The sequence below is a fragment of the Phenylobacterium sp. genome (assembly GCF_016793285.1).
Taxonomy (GTDB): domain Bacteria; phylum Pseudomonadota; class Alphaproteobacteria; order Caulobacterales; family Caulobacteraceae; genus Phenylobacterium.
The window spans coordinates 1-12,259 of the sequence record NZ_JAEUMO010000156.1 but is presented as its reverse complement, the minus strand read 5'-3'; the positions used below and the strand labels follow the sequence as shown (position 1 = coordinate 12,259).

Here is a 12,259-nt window from a genome sequence, read left to right as displayed (position 1 = left end):
GGAATTCGCGGTCGTCGAGGCCGACCTGCCGGCCGACGGCACCTATCGCATCTCGACCGGCGAGCGCGCCGGACGCAGCGCCAGGTGGGTCAGGATCGACGGCGCCTGGAAGATGGTCCGGCCCGCAGGCGGCCCGGGACGTGGCGGCGCCGCGCCGGGTGCCGGACCGCCCGGCGGTCCGCCCCCCGGCGGAGGCCAGAACCGCTTCGTCGAGGAGAGCGCGATCCCGGCGGGCGCCGAGACGATGACCTCGGTGGGCTACACGCGCTCCGAAACCTACGTGACCAGGGGCGCGCCGACGCAGGGCGCGCTGAAGCCCACGGGCCAGGGGCTCGAGGTCGAGGCGATCAGCCACCCGAACGAGGTCTTCGCGGGCGAGGCGTTCAAGATCCGCGTGCTGAACGACGGCAAGCCGCTGCCGGCATTCGCCTTCACCCTTGCGCGCGCCGGCGACGCCTACGTCGACCAGCACTTCTCGCAGACGGTGCGCACCGACGCGGCCGGCGCCGCCAGCCTCAAGCTGCCGACCCCCGGCGTCTACGTGCTGCAGGCGAGCTATCCGGTGCGCGAGGAAGGTGCAGCCGCCGAGCCCGTGGCCAGGTCGAGCAACTACACGCTCACCTTCGAAGTGACCCGCTAGGCCGCTTCGAGGCCATGCCGGATGGCGCGCCGCCGCGCGCGCCGCCGCAGCCACATCACGACCCCGGTGATCCCGAGCACCGCCGGAGCGATCCCGGCGACGAAGATGACGACCTGCCAGGCGATGCCCATGTCGGCGCCGTCGTGGATCCCGCGCATCAGCGGCGAGACCTCGTCCTTCACCCGCCCGGCGCCCTCGCCGCCTCCGGGGCCGCGCCCGCGTGCGGCCTTCACGGCGCCGGTGGCGTCGACCACCTGAACGGTCTTCGGCCGCGCGGCGCCGGGCGCCGTCAGCGAGACGCGCCAGACGGGCTCCCGGCCGCTTGTGGGCGCGTTGACTTCGGTGACCGCCGCGCCCGGCGCCTCGGCCTGGGCCTTCGCGACCGCCTCGCCCACCGTCAGCTTCGGCGCGGAGATCGGCGGCGCGAAACGCCCCGGCCCCGCCGCGCGCGGCGGGGGCGGCGGCAGACCGAAGACCGCGCGGCTGGTCTGCGGGAATGAGATGTAGACGCCGGTCAGGCTCAGCACCGCCAGCGGCGCGCAGACCCAGAAGCCGATCAGGTGATGCAGGTTGAAGAGCGTCGACGCGCCGCGATGCCAGCGCAGGCCCTTCCGGAACCCGCCGTGCCGCGGCCACCAGAGCCACAGCCCCGTCACGCACGAGACGAACATCGCCCAGCCCAGCCAGCCTACGATCTGACGCCCCAGCGCCGGGCCCGGCCCGCCGGACGACGGCAGCATCAGCGAACCGTGGATGCGGTGCATCACCTGGGTCGCCTGCCGGGCGATCTCGCCCGTCCCCAGCACCCTGCCGGTCGGCGGGTCGATCCAGGCGTTCATGGTGCGCGGACGCCCGCCCGGACCGGGTTCGCCCCGGATCCGCCCCACCGCCACGACGGGATCGCCTGCCTGCTGCGGCAGCCGCACCTGGGTCAGTTGGGCCTCGGTTCCGAAGGCCTCCTGCGCGGCGTCCGCGTAGGCCTGCACCGGCCGTGAAGCCGTCGGCCCGGTGGTTGCGTATCTCTCGGCATGCAGGGCGCGGTCGATCGGATCGTGCCAGACGAGGATCGCTCCCGTGACGCTCAGCGGAATGAGCACGACGACCAGGCCCGCACCGATCCAGAGATGTACGTCGAGCCACAAGCGGCGCAGCCTGGACAACAGCGTCATGGGCGGAGGACTCCCCAAGCGCGGCCCAGGCTTGCCGACAAGCCGGGCCGCCTCCTCTGCTAGTGCGCGGGATTTGCGCGAACAAGGGCCAGCCGCGCTGCAACCCCCTCGGGGCGCTTCCGTTGAGATGGAGGTGGACGCCGCCGCGAGGTCTCGAGAGTCTGTCATGACCCTGCTGAAACCCTACATGCTGCTGGCCTGTGCGGCCTTCATGACCGGCTTCCTGGGCTACTGGCTGCTGGGCCGCGCGCTGGTTGCGGCCGAGCCCGGCGCGGGCCCGGTCTACGAGGCGCCGGTGTCGGCCGCGGCGCCCGCCGACGACCTCGCCGCCGGCAAGCGCATCTAGTCAGCCGCCCTTCGCGACGAACCAGCCGTTCCGGAACCCTTCGGCCGCCTTGCCGTAGAGGACGGGCCGGCCCTCGGGCGTGAGCACCGAGCCGCCCGCCTGCTCCAGCACCGCATGACCGGCGGCGATGTCCCACTCCATGGTCGGTCCGTGGCGCGGGTAGATGTCGGCCGCGCCCTCGGCGATGCGCACGAACTTGATCGAGGAGTCCATCGGCTCGGGCAGGTCGAAGCCGTACTCGTCCATCAGCTTCTGCCTGGTCTCGTCCTTCATGGTGTGGCTGATCAGGGCCACGGCCTTGCCCTTCGGCCAGGGCCGCACGCGCACGGGCTGGGCCGCCCCGCCGTTCACCCGCTTCATCGCCCTGCCGCCCTGCGTGAACCAGGTCTCGCCGGTGGGCGGCGCGTTGACCGCGCCGGCGACGGGCCGGCCGTCGACGATCAGCGCGATGTTCACGGTGAAGTTCGGATCGCCGCGCACGAACGCCTTGGTGCCGTCCACGGGGTCGACCAGGAAGAAGCGCGGGCCGATGGCCTCCGGCGTCCCGAACTCGCTGGCGTCCTCCTCGGAGATCACCGGGACGCCGGGGAAACGGCGCCCCAGATGCTCGAGGATCAGCGCCTCGCCGCGCCGGTCGGCCTCGGTCACCGGGCTCTCGTCGGCCTTGGCGTGTACGGTCAGCCCGGTCTTCCAGAGCGGCAGGATCAGTTGCGCCGCCGCCTCGCAGATTCCGGCGAGCACCTCGCCCACGTCGTTCTCGTCGCTCAACTCGGCCCTCGGTTCAGTTGCGCGGATCGTCGCCGACGAAGCTGAGCGGGACCACGCCCGCGTCGATCGTCTGCTTGCCCGCGTGCTCGAAGTTCACGGTCACCTTGCGCCCCGCCACCGACTGGACCTGGCCCAGACCCCAGTCGGGGCGGGTGGGATGACGCACCAGGACTCCCGGCTCCAGGAAGGGGTCGGAAAACCTGTCCATCCCCGGTTCCTTAGAGAGGCCGAAGCGTTTCCCCAACCGCCAAATCGCGTAAAGGTCTGCGCCGACATGACCGAGACCGCCGCAAACGTCCGCACCGCCGAAGTGGCCGCCTATCTGGCCGCCAGGATGTGCCACGACTTCATCAGCCCCGCGAGCGCGATCGCGTCGGGCCTGGACCTGCTGGAGGACCCGTCGGCGCAGGACATGCGCGAGGAGGCGATGGGCCTGATCGTCTCGTCGTCGAAGAAGCTGGCCGACCTGCTCTCGTTCAGCCGCGTGGCGTTCGGCGCATCGGCCTCGGCCGAGACCTTCGATGTGCGCGAACTGGAGAAGCTGACCGCCGGCGTGTTCGGGCACATGCGCGCCGAGCTGGCCTGGGCGGTGGACGTGGCGGCCGTGAACAAGCCGGCGGCGCGCACGCTGCTGAACCTGGCCCAGATGGCCGGCGCGGCCCTGCCCACCGGCGGAACGGCGAAGGTGCAGGCGGTGCAGGAAGGCGCCTCGGTGGCCGTCGCGGTCGAGGCCACCGGCCCCCGCGCGCGGCTGCGGCCCGAGGTCCTGGCCGGCCTGCAGGGCCAGCCGCTCGGCGAGGGCCTGCACGGCCATTGGGTGCAGGCCTACTACACCCACCTCTTCGTGGGCGACGCGGGCGGCCGCGTCTTCGCCGACGTGCAGGAGGAGCGGGTGGTGTTCGCGGCCACGCTCCCGGCCTAAGCTCCCGTCCCTGAGGGTTCAGGGGGCGAACGCGTTGAAGCATTTCCGTCTGTTCGTCGCGGGGCTGGCCGCCGCGCTCGCCGCCGTGACCGCCGCCGAAGCGCGGCCGTTGACCGCCAGGGACCTGGCGATGCTGGACCGGGTCGGCGACCCGCAGATCTCGCCCGACGGGCGCTATCTCGCCTATTCCGTCCGCTCCACCGACTGGGCGGGCAACCGTGGCCTGGGCGCGATCTGGGTGATCGACCGGCGCAGCGCCGGCCTGGGCCCGCGCCAGCTCGGTGTCTCGGACAAGATCGCCACCCAGCCGCGCTGGTCTCCGGACGGGCGCTGGCTCTACTTCCTCTCGGCGCGGACGGGCGTGCAGCAGGTCTGGCGCACCGACGCCGACGGGGCGCTCGCGACCCAGGTGACCAACCTGCCGCTGAACGTCGGCAGCTACCGGCTGTCGCCCGACGGCCGCACGATCGTCGTGGCGCTGAACGTCTTCCCAGACTGCGAGACCCTGGCCTGCACCAAGGCCCGCGTGGACGCCCGGCGCGCCAACCAGGTCTCGGCCGTCACCTTCGAGCGGCTGCCGCTGTTCATCTGGGACGACTGGCAGGCGGGCGAGCGCGCCCAGCTCTTCGCCCTGAAGCTCGACGCCGACGGTGTTGCGGCCACCGAGCCGGTCCGGCTGCTGAAGGACTTCGAGTCCGAGGCGCCCGACAAGCCGTTCGGCGACGACAGCGACTATGCGGTGACCGCCGGCGAGGTGATCTTCTCGGCGCTGGAGCCCGGCCGGGCGTGGGGCGTCGGGGGGCGCTACAAGCTGTTCGCCGCCCCGCTGGACGGCTCCTCCGCGCCGAGGCGCATCGCGATCGGCGAGGCCTCCTACGGCAAGCCCGTCCTCTCGCCCGACGGAACGAAGCTCGCCTACCTTGCCCGCCGTGAATCGCGGGAGGACACGCGCACCGGCGTCTTCGTGCGCGACCTCAGGACCGGCGCCGACCGCGAGGCCGATCCCGGCTTCGACCGCTCCGCCGACGCGATCCGCTGGTCGGGCGACGGCCGGACGATCTACGCCACCATGGGCGACACCGGCCGCACGAAGCTGTTCGCCATCGACGTCGCGGCCGGCAGCGTGAAGCCGGTGACCCGCGAGGGCAGCGTCTCGGCGTTCGCGGCGGCGGCCGACCGGCTGGTGGTCGTGCGCGACAGCATGATGGGCCCGGCCCAGCTCTACGAGGTCAGGCGGGGCGCCGAAGCCCAGCTCACCCGCACGAACGCCGCCGCCCTGCGCGACATCGACCTTGCAAGGCCCGAGCAGTTCAGCTTCGCCGGCTGGAACGGCGAGACCGTGCATGCCTGGGTGCTGCCGCCGTCCGGCGCGAAGCCCGGGCGCAAGTACCCCGTCGCGTTCCTGATCCACGGTGGTCCGCACGGCAGCTTCGGCGACACCTGGAGCTACCGCTGGAACCCGCAGGTCTGGGCCGGCATGGGCTTCGCGGTGGTCATGGTCGATTTCCACGGCTCTTCGGGCTACGGCGAGGCCTTCGCGCAGTCGATCGTCGGCCACTGGGGTGACCGGCCGCTGGAGGACCTGCAGAAGGGCTGGGCCGCGGCGCTGGCCAGATATCCCTACCTCGACGGGGAGCGCGCCTGCGCCCTGGGCGGCAGCTACGGCGGCTACATGGTCGCCTGGATGGCGGGAGCCTGGAACCAGCCCTGGAAGTGCCTGGTGAGCCACGACGGGATCGTCGAGACCCGCACGATGGCGCTCACCACCGACATCCCGGGCTTCGCGGAGTACGAGACGGGCGGCCTGGTCTGGGACGCGGGCGAGGACTACGAGCGCTTCAATCCGCTGAACCGGGTCCGGGACTGGCGGGTCCCGATGCTGGTGGTTCACGGCGGCAAGGACTACCGCGTGCCGCTGGGCCAGGGCCTGGCGACGTTCACCGCCGCCCAGCGCAGGGGCATACCGTCGAAGATGGTCTACTTCCCGGACGAGAACCACTGGGTCCTGAAGCCCCAGAACTCCGTCGAATGGTATCGCAACGTCGAAGACTGGATGCGCCGCTGGCTGCCGGCGCCGGCCGGCGCAGATACGGGCCGTTAGCGGAAACTCGCGCGCTCACCGTCCGCGTCAGCCCGGCGTTAACCACCTGGGCGCGAGATAGGGCTTCGAGCTTCGGAGCCCCGTCCGTGAAGACCTGTCTCGTCGTCGACGACAGCCGCGTGATCCGCAAGGTGTCGCGCCGCATTCTCGAAGACCTCGGCTTCGAGGTCGCCGAGGCGTCCGACGGCGTGGAAGCCATGGCCTGGTGCAGCGCGGTGATGCCCGACGCGATCCTGCTGGACTGGATCATGCCCGGCATGGACGGAATGGAATTCCTGAAGCGCCTGCGCGCCGAGCCCGGCGGCGAGCGGCCCAAGGTGGTGTTCTGCTCGGGCGAGACCGACATCGGCCGCATCCGCGACGCCCTGGACGCCGGCGCCGACGAGTACATCATGAAGCCCTTCGACGGCGCGATCGTCGCCGGCAAGCTGGCCTACCTCGGCGTGGCCGCATGATCGCCGCCATCGACCGCGTCTTCGTGGCCGCCCTGTGCCTGGCCCGCGCAGGCCTCAGGGTCGACGCCGAGAAGGGCTACCTGATCGAGAGCCGGCTGGCGCCGGTCGCCCGCCGCGAAGGCTTCAGCTCGCCGGAGGAGTTCATCGGCCGCCTGCGCGACGGCGGCGGCGACGACCGGCTGCACTGGGCGATCGTGGAGGCCATCGCGCTCCCCGAGACCGAGTTCTACCGCGACCATGCGGTGTTCGAGGCCCTGGTCCACGACGTGATCCCGACGCTCGTGCGCGAACGCGCCGGCGCGCCGGTGCGCGTGTGGAGCACCGCCTGCGGCATGGGCCAGGAGATCTATTCGCTCGCCATGCTGATCGCCGACACGCCGGTCCTGGCCGGCAAGGTCGAACTGTTCGCCTCCGACCTCTCCGAGAAGAGCCTCGAGAAGGCGCAGTCGGGTCTCTATTCGCAGTTCGAGGTGCAGCGCGGGCTGCCGGCGCGCACCCTGGTCCGCCACTTCGAGAAGGAGGGGGAGTCGTTCGCGCTGTCCCCGCGCATCCGCCAGATGATCCGCTGGCGGCGCGTGAACCTGATGGACGACCTGGGCCGCTTCGGCCAGTTCGACCTCGTGCTCTGCCGCAACGTGCTGACCCAACTGACGCCCGAGGCCCAGGTCCGCGTCGTCGGCCAGCTCAAGAAGACGCTCGCGCCGGGCGGCCGCCTCGCGCTGGGCCTCAAGGAGGAGGCGGGCGGCGAACTCACGCCGCTGCCCGGCGGCCTCGGCCTCTTCGCGCTCCCGCAGGACGCGGTCCGCACCGCGGCCTGACCACGCGAAAAGGCCCCGCGGCCTGGGCCGGCGGGGCCTTCGTTGCTCGTCGACGACGCGTTGGCGCTTAGCGCTTGGCGTCTTCGGCCGTGCTGGTCACGGCCTCGCCGGCGGACTTCACGTCCTTGCCCGCGCCGGAGACGGTGTTGCAGGCGGCCGTCGCCATGCTCGCGGCCAGGACGGCCAGCAGGATCAGATTGCGCATTCGTGGAATCTCCCAGCGGGATTGGAACTTGCCCCGCGGCAACGCTTCACGCAGCTGCCTGGTTCCCCGCGCTGCGCCCCTGGGCGGGCGGCGCGCCGTCGGCGGCGGGGGTCGGGAAGACCAGCCGCGCGGTGACCCCGCCCGAACGGTTGCGGATCAGTTCGGCGCGGCCGCGGAGCTGTCGCGCGAAGGCGGTCATCAGCGTGCGACCCACCCCCGACGACCCCAGCGCGTCGTCGGTCGCCTGTCCGTCGTCGGAGATCGCCAGCTCGGCCTCGTCGCCGCGCACCGTGAACTCCAGCCTCAGCACCCCGCCACGCGCGGTGAACGCGTGCTTCTGGGCGTTGGTGATCGCCTCCACGGCGAAGAGGGCCAGCGGCGCCAGGCGATCGGGGTCGATCACCAGCGGATCGACCTTGAGTTCGGTGCGCACGGTCAGGCCGTGGCCCAGTTCGCCGTTCACGAGCTGGGCGGTCAGCTCCTCCAGGAACGGGCGCAGGTCGACCCGCTTCAGGTCGGGCCCCTGGTAGAGGGCGCGATAGATGAGGGCCAGCGCCGTGATCCGCTGGCGGGTGTCGCTCATCGCCGAGCGCGCCGCCGGGTCGGTGAGCGCCCGCTGCTGCATGTTCAGCAGGCTGGAGATGACCTGCAGGTTGTTCTTCACCCGGTGATGGATCTCGCGCATCAGCGCGTCCTTCTGGGCCAGGCTGTCGCGCAGCGAGGCGTCGCGGGCCACGATGGCGTCGGCCATGTCCTCCAGCGTCTCGGCCAGTTCGCGGATCTCGGGCGGCATCTGCTCGGCCTGGACGGGGCGCACCGACAGCCGCCCGCGGGCGTAGAGCGCGGCGATGCGTTGCAGGTACTCGATCCAGCGCACCACCACCCGATCGGCCGCCGCCGAGACGAACAGCAGCGCCAGCAGGAACGAGAGCAGCGGGAAGGCGATGCCCGACAGCGGGTTCAGCCGCGCCCAGGACAGGATCCCCGGCGACTGGGCCGAAAGCACGACATAGACCTGGTCGCCCACGACCGGGGCCGCGGAATAGACGCGGCGGCGTCCCTTGCCGTCGTCGCCGTACCAGACGAGCGTGCCCGTGGCCTCGACCTTGGCGCGCCAGTCGACCGGCAGGCGCGGGAACGCGCCGGGATCGGTGGTAGTGATGTAGCGGCCGCCCTTGTCCACCAGCCCCACCTCGGCGCCCTTCGGCAGCGACGGATCGGTCGCGCGGGGCTGCAGGCTGGTGAGCGCGATCACCGCGGCGAAGGCCCCGTCGAACGCCCCGTCGGACGCCGCCGCGCGCGCTGCGGTCAGCACCGCCGGCTCGGCGGCGTAGGACGAGCCCGCATCGCGGGTGACGGCGTAGGCGCGACCTGACCGGATCTGGCGGAACCAGTCGCGGCCCGCGCGCGCGGGATCGGCGGGCACGCCGCCCGCCGCGCAGACCACGCGGCCTTCGCGATCGAAGCGGATGAGGTTGAGGTAGCCCGGAATGCGCGAGGTCACCTGCGCCAGGCGTTCCTGGCACTGGAAGCCGACGGCTCCCGGCGCCAGGGTCTGGAGCAGGATGTCGGCGCTCTCCATCTTGGCGCGCGCAGTCGCCGCGCTCCGCTCCGCCGCGAACCCGAGGTTCTGCCGCAGCGCCCGGCCTTCCCGCTGGAAGCCGATGGCGGACTGCAGCGCCCCCAGGATCAGGACAGGCAGAAGCGCGGCCGCGAGCGCGGCGATCAGGCGGACCCTGATCGTGCTGAGCGAACTCCACCCGGCCATGCGACGTCCCTACCGGACGCTGCTTAGCCGCTCCGCGTCGGCCAGGATAGAACGCATGGCGTCACTGGCCTGACCGCCGTCGCGATCGTAGGCGCCGGCCTCGAGGATGGCGTGCAGCGCGCGGCGCGCCCGGCTGACCCGGCTCTTCACGGTGCCGACCGCGCAGTTGCAGATCTCGGCCGCCTCCTCGTAGGCGAAACCGCCCGCCCCCACGAGGATCAGAGCCTCGCGCTGTTCGGCGGGAAGCATCGCCAGGCCCTGGCGCAGTTCGTCGAGCGCCACCGGCGCCTCGGGATCGTCCACGGCCACCAGGGTCCGCTCGGCCGCTTCCTGGTCGAGCTGGCTCTGGCGCCACGAGCGGCGCTTCTCCGAATAGAACTGGTTGCGCAGGATCATGAAGGTCCAGGCCTTCATGTTCGTGCCCATCTGGAAGCTGGCGCGGGCGTCCCAGGCCTTCATCATGGCGTCCTGCGCCAGGTCGTCGGCCGCGGTGGGATCGCCGCACAGCGTTCGCGCGAAGGCCCGCAGGTGCGGGATCAACTGCACCAGCTCCTTCTTGAAGGCCGCATCTTCGGCGGCCGTGCGCGGGGGGCGAACTTTCTCGACGCTCGCCTCCATCAGGACTTCCCCGCGCTGCGTTCGTCGGCGCGACGGAGAATCTCGAGGAATTCGTCCGGGACGTCCTCGTTGACCACCTCGTCGAACATCTGACGCAGGCGCACGCCGATCGCCTGCTGGCGCAGGCGGGCTTCATCCAGGGCTGCGGTCGCCTTCCGGCGTTCCGGGGATGGACGTTGTTCTATCATGTCGTCGGCGCCCCGCTCGCGCGGAGACCGCCCCCTCTGGCCTTCCTTGTCAGCGCTCAACGTCCCTGTCCTGTGACCGGTTCCCGACGGATGCGGAACAAGATGCGGAAAACATCGGCGCAAGGGAACCGGTTCCCAGCGGTCACGTTTTCGGATCAACATGGGGTCTCGGTCGGGAAGGCGTTCCCGCCGCGGCTGCCCTGTGAGACAGGCAATTCGGGAGGGGCAACCCTTGAGTCTTCTAGCTCGACTGGCGCCGCATCTACCCTACGTGCGTCGGTATGCGCGCGCGCTCACCGGCGATCAGACCACCGGCGACCACTATGTGCGCGTCGCGCTCGAGGCCCTCGCGGCCGGCGAGCGGACGCTGTCCGACAGCATGACGCCGCGCGTGGCGCTCTATCACGTCTTCCACGCCATCTGGTGCTCGACGGGCGCCCAGCTCGAGGCGCCCAGCGACGACGACTTCGCCGCCGACGACGCCACCCGCCGGCTCATGCGCATCGCGCCGCGCTCGCGCCAGGCGTTCCTGCTGACCGCGCTCGAGGGCTTCACGCCCAGCGAAGCCGCCCAGATCCTGGGCGCCGACTTCCCCGAGGTCGAGCAGCTCATCGCCGAGGCCCAGTCCGAGATCGACGCCGAACTGGCCACCGACGTCCTCATCATCGAGGACGAGCCGGTGATAGCGGCCGACATCGAGGCCCTGGTCACGGAACTCGGCCACACCGTGGTCGACATCGCCGCCACCCGCACCGAGGCGGTCGACGCGGTCGCCCGCAAGACGCCCGGCCTCGTGCTGGCCGACATCCAGTTGGCGGACGGCAGCTCCGGCATCGACGCGGTGAAGGACATCCTGCAGCGCTACGACGTGCCGGTGATCTTCATCACCGCCTTCCCCGAACGCCTGCTGACCGGCGAGCGGCCGGAGCCCACCTTCCTGATCACCAAGCCCTTCCAGCCGGAGACGGTGAAGGCGGCGATCGGCCAGGCGCTGTTCTTCCACCCGCGCAAGGCGTCCAAGCGGGCCGCCTGACCGGGTTCGGAACCGAGAAGAAAGAGGGCGCCGCTTCCTGAGCGGCGCCCCTTTCGATTCCGGGATCCCTGGGCCGGCGACGCCTTGGGCCGGCTACGGCTGCGGCGGCGCGGCCGGCGGCTTCTGCAGGGTGGGCGTCGGCGGGGCGGGCGTGTCGCTGGTCAGCCTGCCGTCGACCCGCTCGTTGCCCTGGCCCACGGGCACGGGCTCGGTCGTCGACTTCCAGGTCCAGGCGCCGAACATTCCCAGCGCCGCCAGCAGCGTGCCGAACACCAGCACCCAGAAGATGTGGCTGCCCCAGCGGCCCTGGCGGGCGCGGGTGGCGTTCAGCACCGGAGCGTGCTCGGTCTCGGGCGGATAGCTCATGAGGCGGTCTCCTTGCTCATCCGGACGGGAAGTAGCTGAACGGCCCGGTCCGGGGTCCGGGGTCCGTCGAACCGTGCGGCGCGGTCAGGAAGCCGATCGCGCCGCTGAGCGCGGCGAAGGCCGCGACGGCGCCGGCCACCGCCAGCCGCCGCCGCGCCGACTGCTGGCGCACACTGGGGGTGCGGACGAGCTTCAGGCCTGTGGTGACGGCGAAGGAACTGCGCATGGCGGCGTCTCCGGCGGCCGGAAGCTTCCCGTCCGGCAGGGAGTAAACGCGAGGTCGAAGCCGCCGTTCCGGAGGCGGTGGGCGCGGCTGCACGCGGAGCGCGAAAAATTCGACAAAAAAGTGAACCCGGCGGGAACGGGTCCTGCGTTTACGTGTTCTTAAATCTGCGGAGGCGGCGACGCCCCCCCCGACTTGAGGCTGGCGAGCATGCCAGTCTGCCGTCTCCGCACCCCTTTTCTCGATGATGCACACTGGGCCGGTCCTTGGACCGGCCCTTCTTCTTGCGCCGCACCGCCTGGGGCCGGCCCTTGAAGCGGCCCTTCATCTTGCGCCGCGCCGCCGCCCAGGGCCGGGTGTCGGCGGGGATGCTATCTCGGCCTGCTGAGCCTCAGGGCGATGTCGGCGCGGCGGCGGACGGGGGCGATCTTGCCGTCGGCGGTGACCGAGCCCGCCTGGCCCACGGCCTCCACCGCGAACGTCGCGGCCGGCAGGCCTGCGCGCGCGACCGCGGCCGCCACGGCGTCGGCGCGCCGCTTCGAGAGTTCGAGATTCGCGGCCGGATCGCCGGCCGCGTCGGCCAGTCCCAGCACGGTCACCGAGTCGACCTGGCAGGGCCGCGCGGTCCGCGCCGCGGCG

At 71.8% G+C, this 12,259-nt stretch carries 17 protein-coding genes; 7 read left to right on the top strand and 10 right to left on the bottom strand.

The annotated features are described in order from the left end of the window. Positions 1-640: DUF4198 domain-containing protein (locus tag JNL41_RS14495; RefSeq protein ID WP_293476091.1), on the top strand; the 640-nt coding region annotated here is incomplete at its 5' end. Here the strand turns inward: JNL41_RS14495 and JNL41_RS14490 are convergent. Then, positions 637-1,809 carry a PepSY-associated TM helix domain-containing protein gene (locus JNL41_RS14490; protein WP_293476089.1) on the bottom strand — a complete coding sequence of 391 codons (1,173 nt, stop codon included), beginning with the start codon at positions 1,807-1,809 and terminating at the stop codon, positions 637-639. The two genes, JNL41_RS14495 and JNL41_RS14490, sit on opposite strands and share 4 nt — an antisense overlap. 166 nt (positions 1,810-1,975) lie before the next feature. Between JNL41_RS14490 and JNL41_RS14485 the strand changes: the two genes are divergently transcribed. Next, entirely contained in the window at positions 1,976-2,155 is a 180-nt protein-coding gene (locus JNL41_RS14485) for a hypothetical protein (protein ID WP_293476087.1), read from the top strand. On the opposite strand, the gene cysQ is transcribed toward JNL41_RS14485, so the two are convergent. Both cysQ and JNL41_RS14475 read right to left on the bottom strand, forming a co-directional pair. Next, positions 2,156-2,923 (bottom strand): 3'(2'),5'-bisphosphate nucleotidase CysQ, encoded by a 768-nt coding sequence (cysQ, locus tag JNL41_RS14480; RefSeq protein ID WP_293476085.1) that lies wholly within the window; start codon positions 2,921-2,923, stop codon positions 2,156-2,158. 13 nt (positions 2,924-2,936) lie between these two features. Beyond that, entirely contained in the window at positions 2,937-3,131 is a 195-nt protein-coding gene (locus tag JNL41_RS14475) for a DUF3553 domain-containing protein (protein ID WP_293476084.1), read from the bottom strand. A gap of 66 nt (positions 3,132-3,197) precedes the next feature. Here JNL41_RS14475 and chpT point away from each other — a divergent pair, with 66 nt between their 5' ends. From chpT to JNL41_RS14455, 4 genes are all read left to right on the top strand, one after another. Beyond that, positions 3,198-3,845 carry a histidine phosphotransferase ChpT gene (chpT, locus tag JNL41_RS14470; protein WP_293476082.1) on the top strand — a complete coding sequence of 216 codons (648 nt, stop codon included), beginning with the start codon at positions 3,198-3,200 and terminating at the stop codon, positions 3,843-3,845. A 34-nt stretch (positions 3,846-3,879) separates the two neighbouring features. After that, on the top strand, positions 3,880-5,946 hold the full coding sequence (locus JNL41_RS14465; protein WP_293476080.1) for a S9 family peptidase: 2,067 nt from the start codon (positions 3,880-3,882) through the stop codon (positions 5,944-5,946). A gap of 86 nt (positions 5,947-6,032) precedes the next feature. Then, positions 6,033-6,401 carry a response regulator gene (locus JNL41_RS14460; protein ID WP_293476078.1) on the top strand — a complete coding sequence of 123 codons (369 nt, stop codon included), beginning with the start codon at positions 6,033-6,035 and terminating at the stop codon, positions 6,399-6,401. Further along, entirely contained in the window at positions 6,398-7,219 is an 822-nt protein-coding gene (locus JNL41_RS14455; RefSeq protein WP_293476076.1) for a protein-glutamate O-methyltransferase CheR, read from the top strand. Before JNL41_RS14460 ends, JNL41_RS14455 begins: the two co-directional genes overlap by 4 nt. 67 nt (positions 7,220-7,286) lie before the next feature. On the opposite strand, the gene JNL41_RS14450 is transcribed toward JNL41_RS14455, so the two are convergent. From JNL41_RS14450 to JNL41_RS14435, 4 genes are read right to left on the bottom strand one after another with little or no spacing between them, the layout of a single operon-like run. Further along, entirely contained in the window at positions 7,287-7,424 is a 138-nt protein-coding gene (locus JNL41_RS14450; protein ID WP_293476074.1) for an entericidin A/B family lipoprotein, read from the bottom strand. Positions 7,425-7,470: 46 nt separating this feature from the next. Next, complete coding sequence (locus tag JNL41_RS14445; RefSeq protein ID WP_293476072.1) at positions 7,471-9,192, bottom strand: sensor histidine kinase; 1,722 nt, start codon at positions 9,190-9,192, stop codon at positions 7,471-7,473. A gap of 9 nt (positions 9,193-9,201) precedes the next feature. Next, entirely contained in the window at positions 9,202-9,810 is a 609-nt protein-coding gene (locus tag JNL41_RS14440) for a sigma-70 family RNA polymerase sigma factor (RefSeq protein ID WP_293476070.1), read from the bottom strand. Further along, positions 9,810-10,058 carry a NepR family anti-sigma factor gene (locus JNL41_RS14435; RefSeq protein WP_293476068.1) on the bottom strand — a complete coding sequence of 83 codons (249 nt, stop codon included), beginning with the start codon at positions 10,056-10,058 and terminating at the stop codon, positions 9,810-9,812. The genes JNL41_RS14440 and JNL41_RS14435 overlap by 1 nt, the downstream gene beginning before the upstream one ends. Before the next feature lie 172 nt (positions 10,059-10,230). Here JNL41_RS14435 and JNL41_RS14430 point away from each other — a divergent pair, with 172 nt between their 5' ends. Next, complete coding sequence (locus JNL41_RS14430) at positions 10,231-11,031, top strand: response regulator (protein WP_293476066.1); 801 nt, start codon at positions 10,231-10,233, stop codon at positions 11,029-11,031. A gap of 93 nt (positions 11,032-11,124) precedes the next feature. On the opposite strand, the gene JNL41_RS14425 is transcribed toward JNL41_RS14430, so the two are convergent. From JNL41_RS14425 to JNL41_RS14415, 3 genes are all read right to left on the bottom strand, one after another. After that, positions 11,125-11,397 carry a hypothetical protein gene (locus tag JNL41_RS14425; protein WP_293476064.1) on the bottom strand — a complete coding sequence of 91 codons (273 nt, stop codon included), beginning with the start codon at positions 11,395-11,397 and terminating at the stop codon, positions 11,125-11,127. A 16-nt stretch (positions 11,398-11,413) separates the two neighbouring features. Beyond that, the gene (locus JNL41_RS14420; RefSeq protein ID WP_293476062.1) at positions 11,414-11,623 is read right to left on the bottom strand and encodes a hypothetical protein; all 210 of its coding nucleotides are present in this window, start codon (positions 11,621-11,623) and stop codon (positions 11,414-11,416) included. Positions 11,624-11,991: 368 nt separating this feature from the next. After that, positions 11,992-12,259, bottom strand: a 268-nt coding sequence (locus tag JNL41_RS14415; protein ID WP_293476060.1) for an OmpA family protein, incomplete at its 5' end; no start/stop codon positions are given.

What these genes read in the sequence shown, in the direction of transcription:
- JNL41_RS14490 (WP_293476089.1), bottom strand. Translation starts at nt 1,809, where the DNA reads ATGACGCTGTTGTCCAGGCTGCGCCGCTTGTGGCTCGACGTACATCTC.
- JNL41_RS14485 (WP_293476087.1), top strand. Translation starts at nt 1,976, where the DNA reads ATGACCCTGCTGAAACCCTACATGCTGCTGGCCTGTGCGGCCTTCATG.
- JNL41_RS14475 (WP_293476084.1), bottom strand. Translation starts at nt 3,131, where the DNA reads ATGGACAGGTTTTCCGACCCCTTCCTGGAGCCGGGAGTCCTGGTGCGT.
- chpT (WP_293476082.1), top strand. Translation starts at nt 3,198, where the DNA reads ATGACCGAGACCGCCGCAAACGTCCGCACCGCCGAAGTGGCCGCCTAT.
- JNL41_RS14455 (WP_293476076.1), top strand. Translation starts at nt 6,398, where the DNA reads ATGATCGCCGCCATCGACCGCGTCTTCGTGGCCGCCCTGTGCCTGGCC.
- JNL41_RS14450 (WP_293476074.1), bottom strand. Translation starts at nt 7,424, where the DNA reads ATGCGCAATCTGATCCTGCTGGCCGTCCTGGCCGCGAGCATGGCGACG.
- JNL41_RS14445 (WP_293476072.1), bottom strand. Translation starts at nt 9,192, where the DNA reads ATGGCCGGGTGGAGTTCGCTCAGCACGATCAGGGTCCGCCTGATCGCC.
- JNL41_RS14440 (WP_293476070.1), bottom strand. Translation starts at nt 9,810, where the DNA reads ATGGAGGCGAGCGTCGAGAAAGTTCGCCCCCCGCGCACGGCCGCCGAA.
- JNL41_RS14425 (WP_293476064.1), bottom strand. Translation starts at nt 11,397, where the DNA reads ATGAGCTATCCGCCCGAGACCGAGCACGCTCCGGTGCTGAACGCCACC.
- JNL41_RS14420 (WP_293476062.1), bottom strand. Translation starts at nt 11,623, where the DNA reads ATGCGCAGTTCCTTCGCCGTCACCACAGGCCTGAAGCTCGTCCGCACC.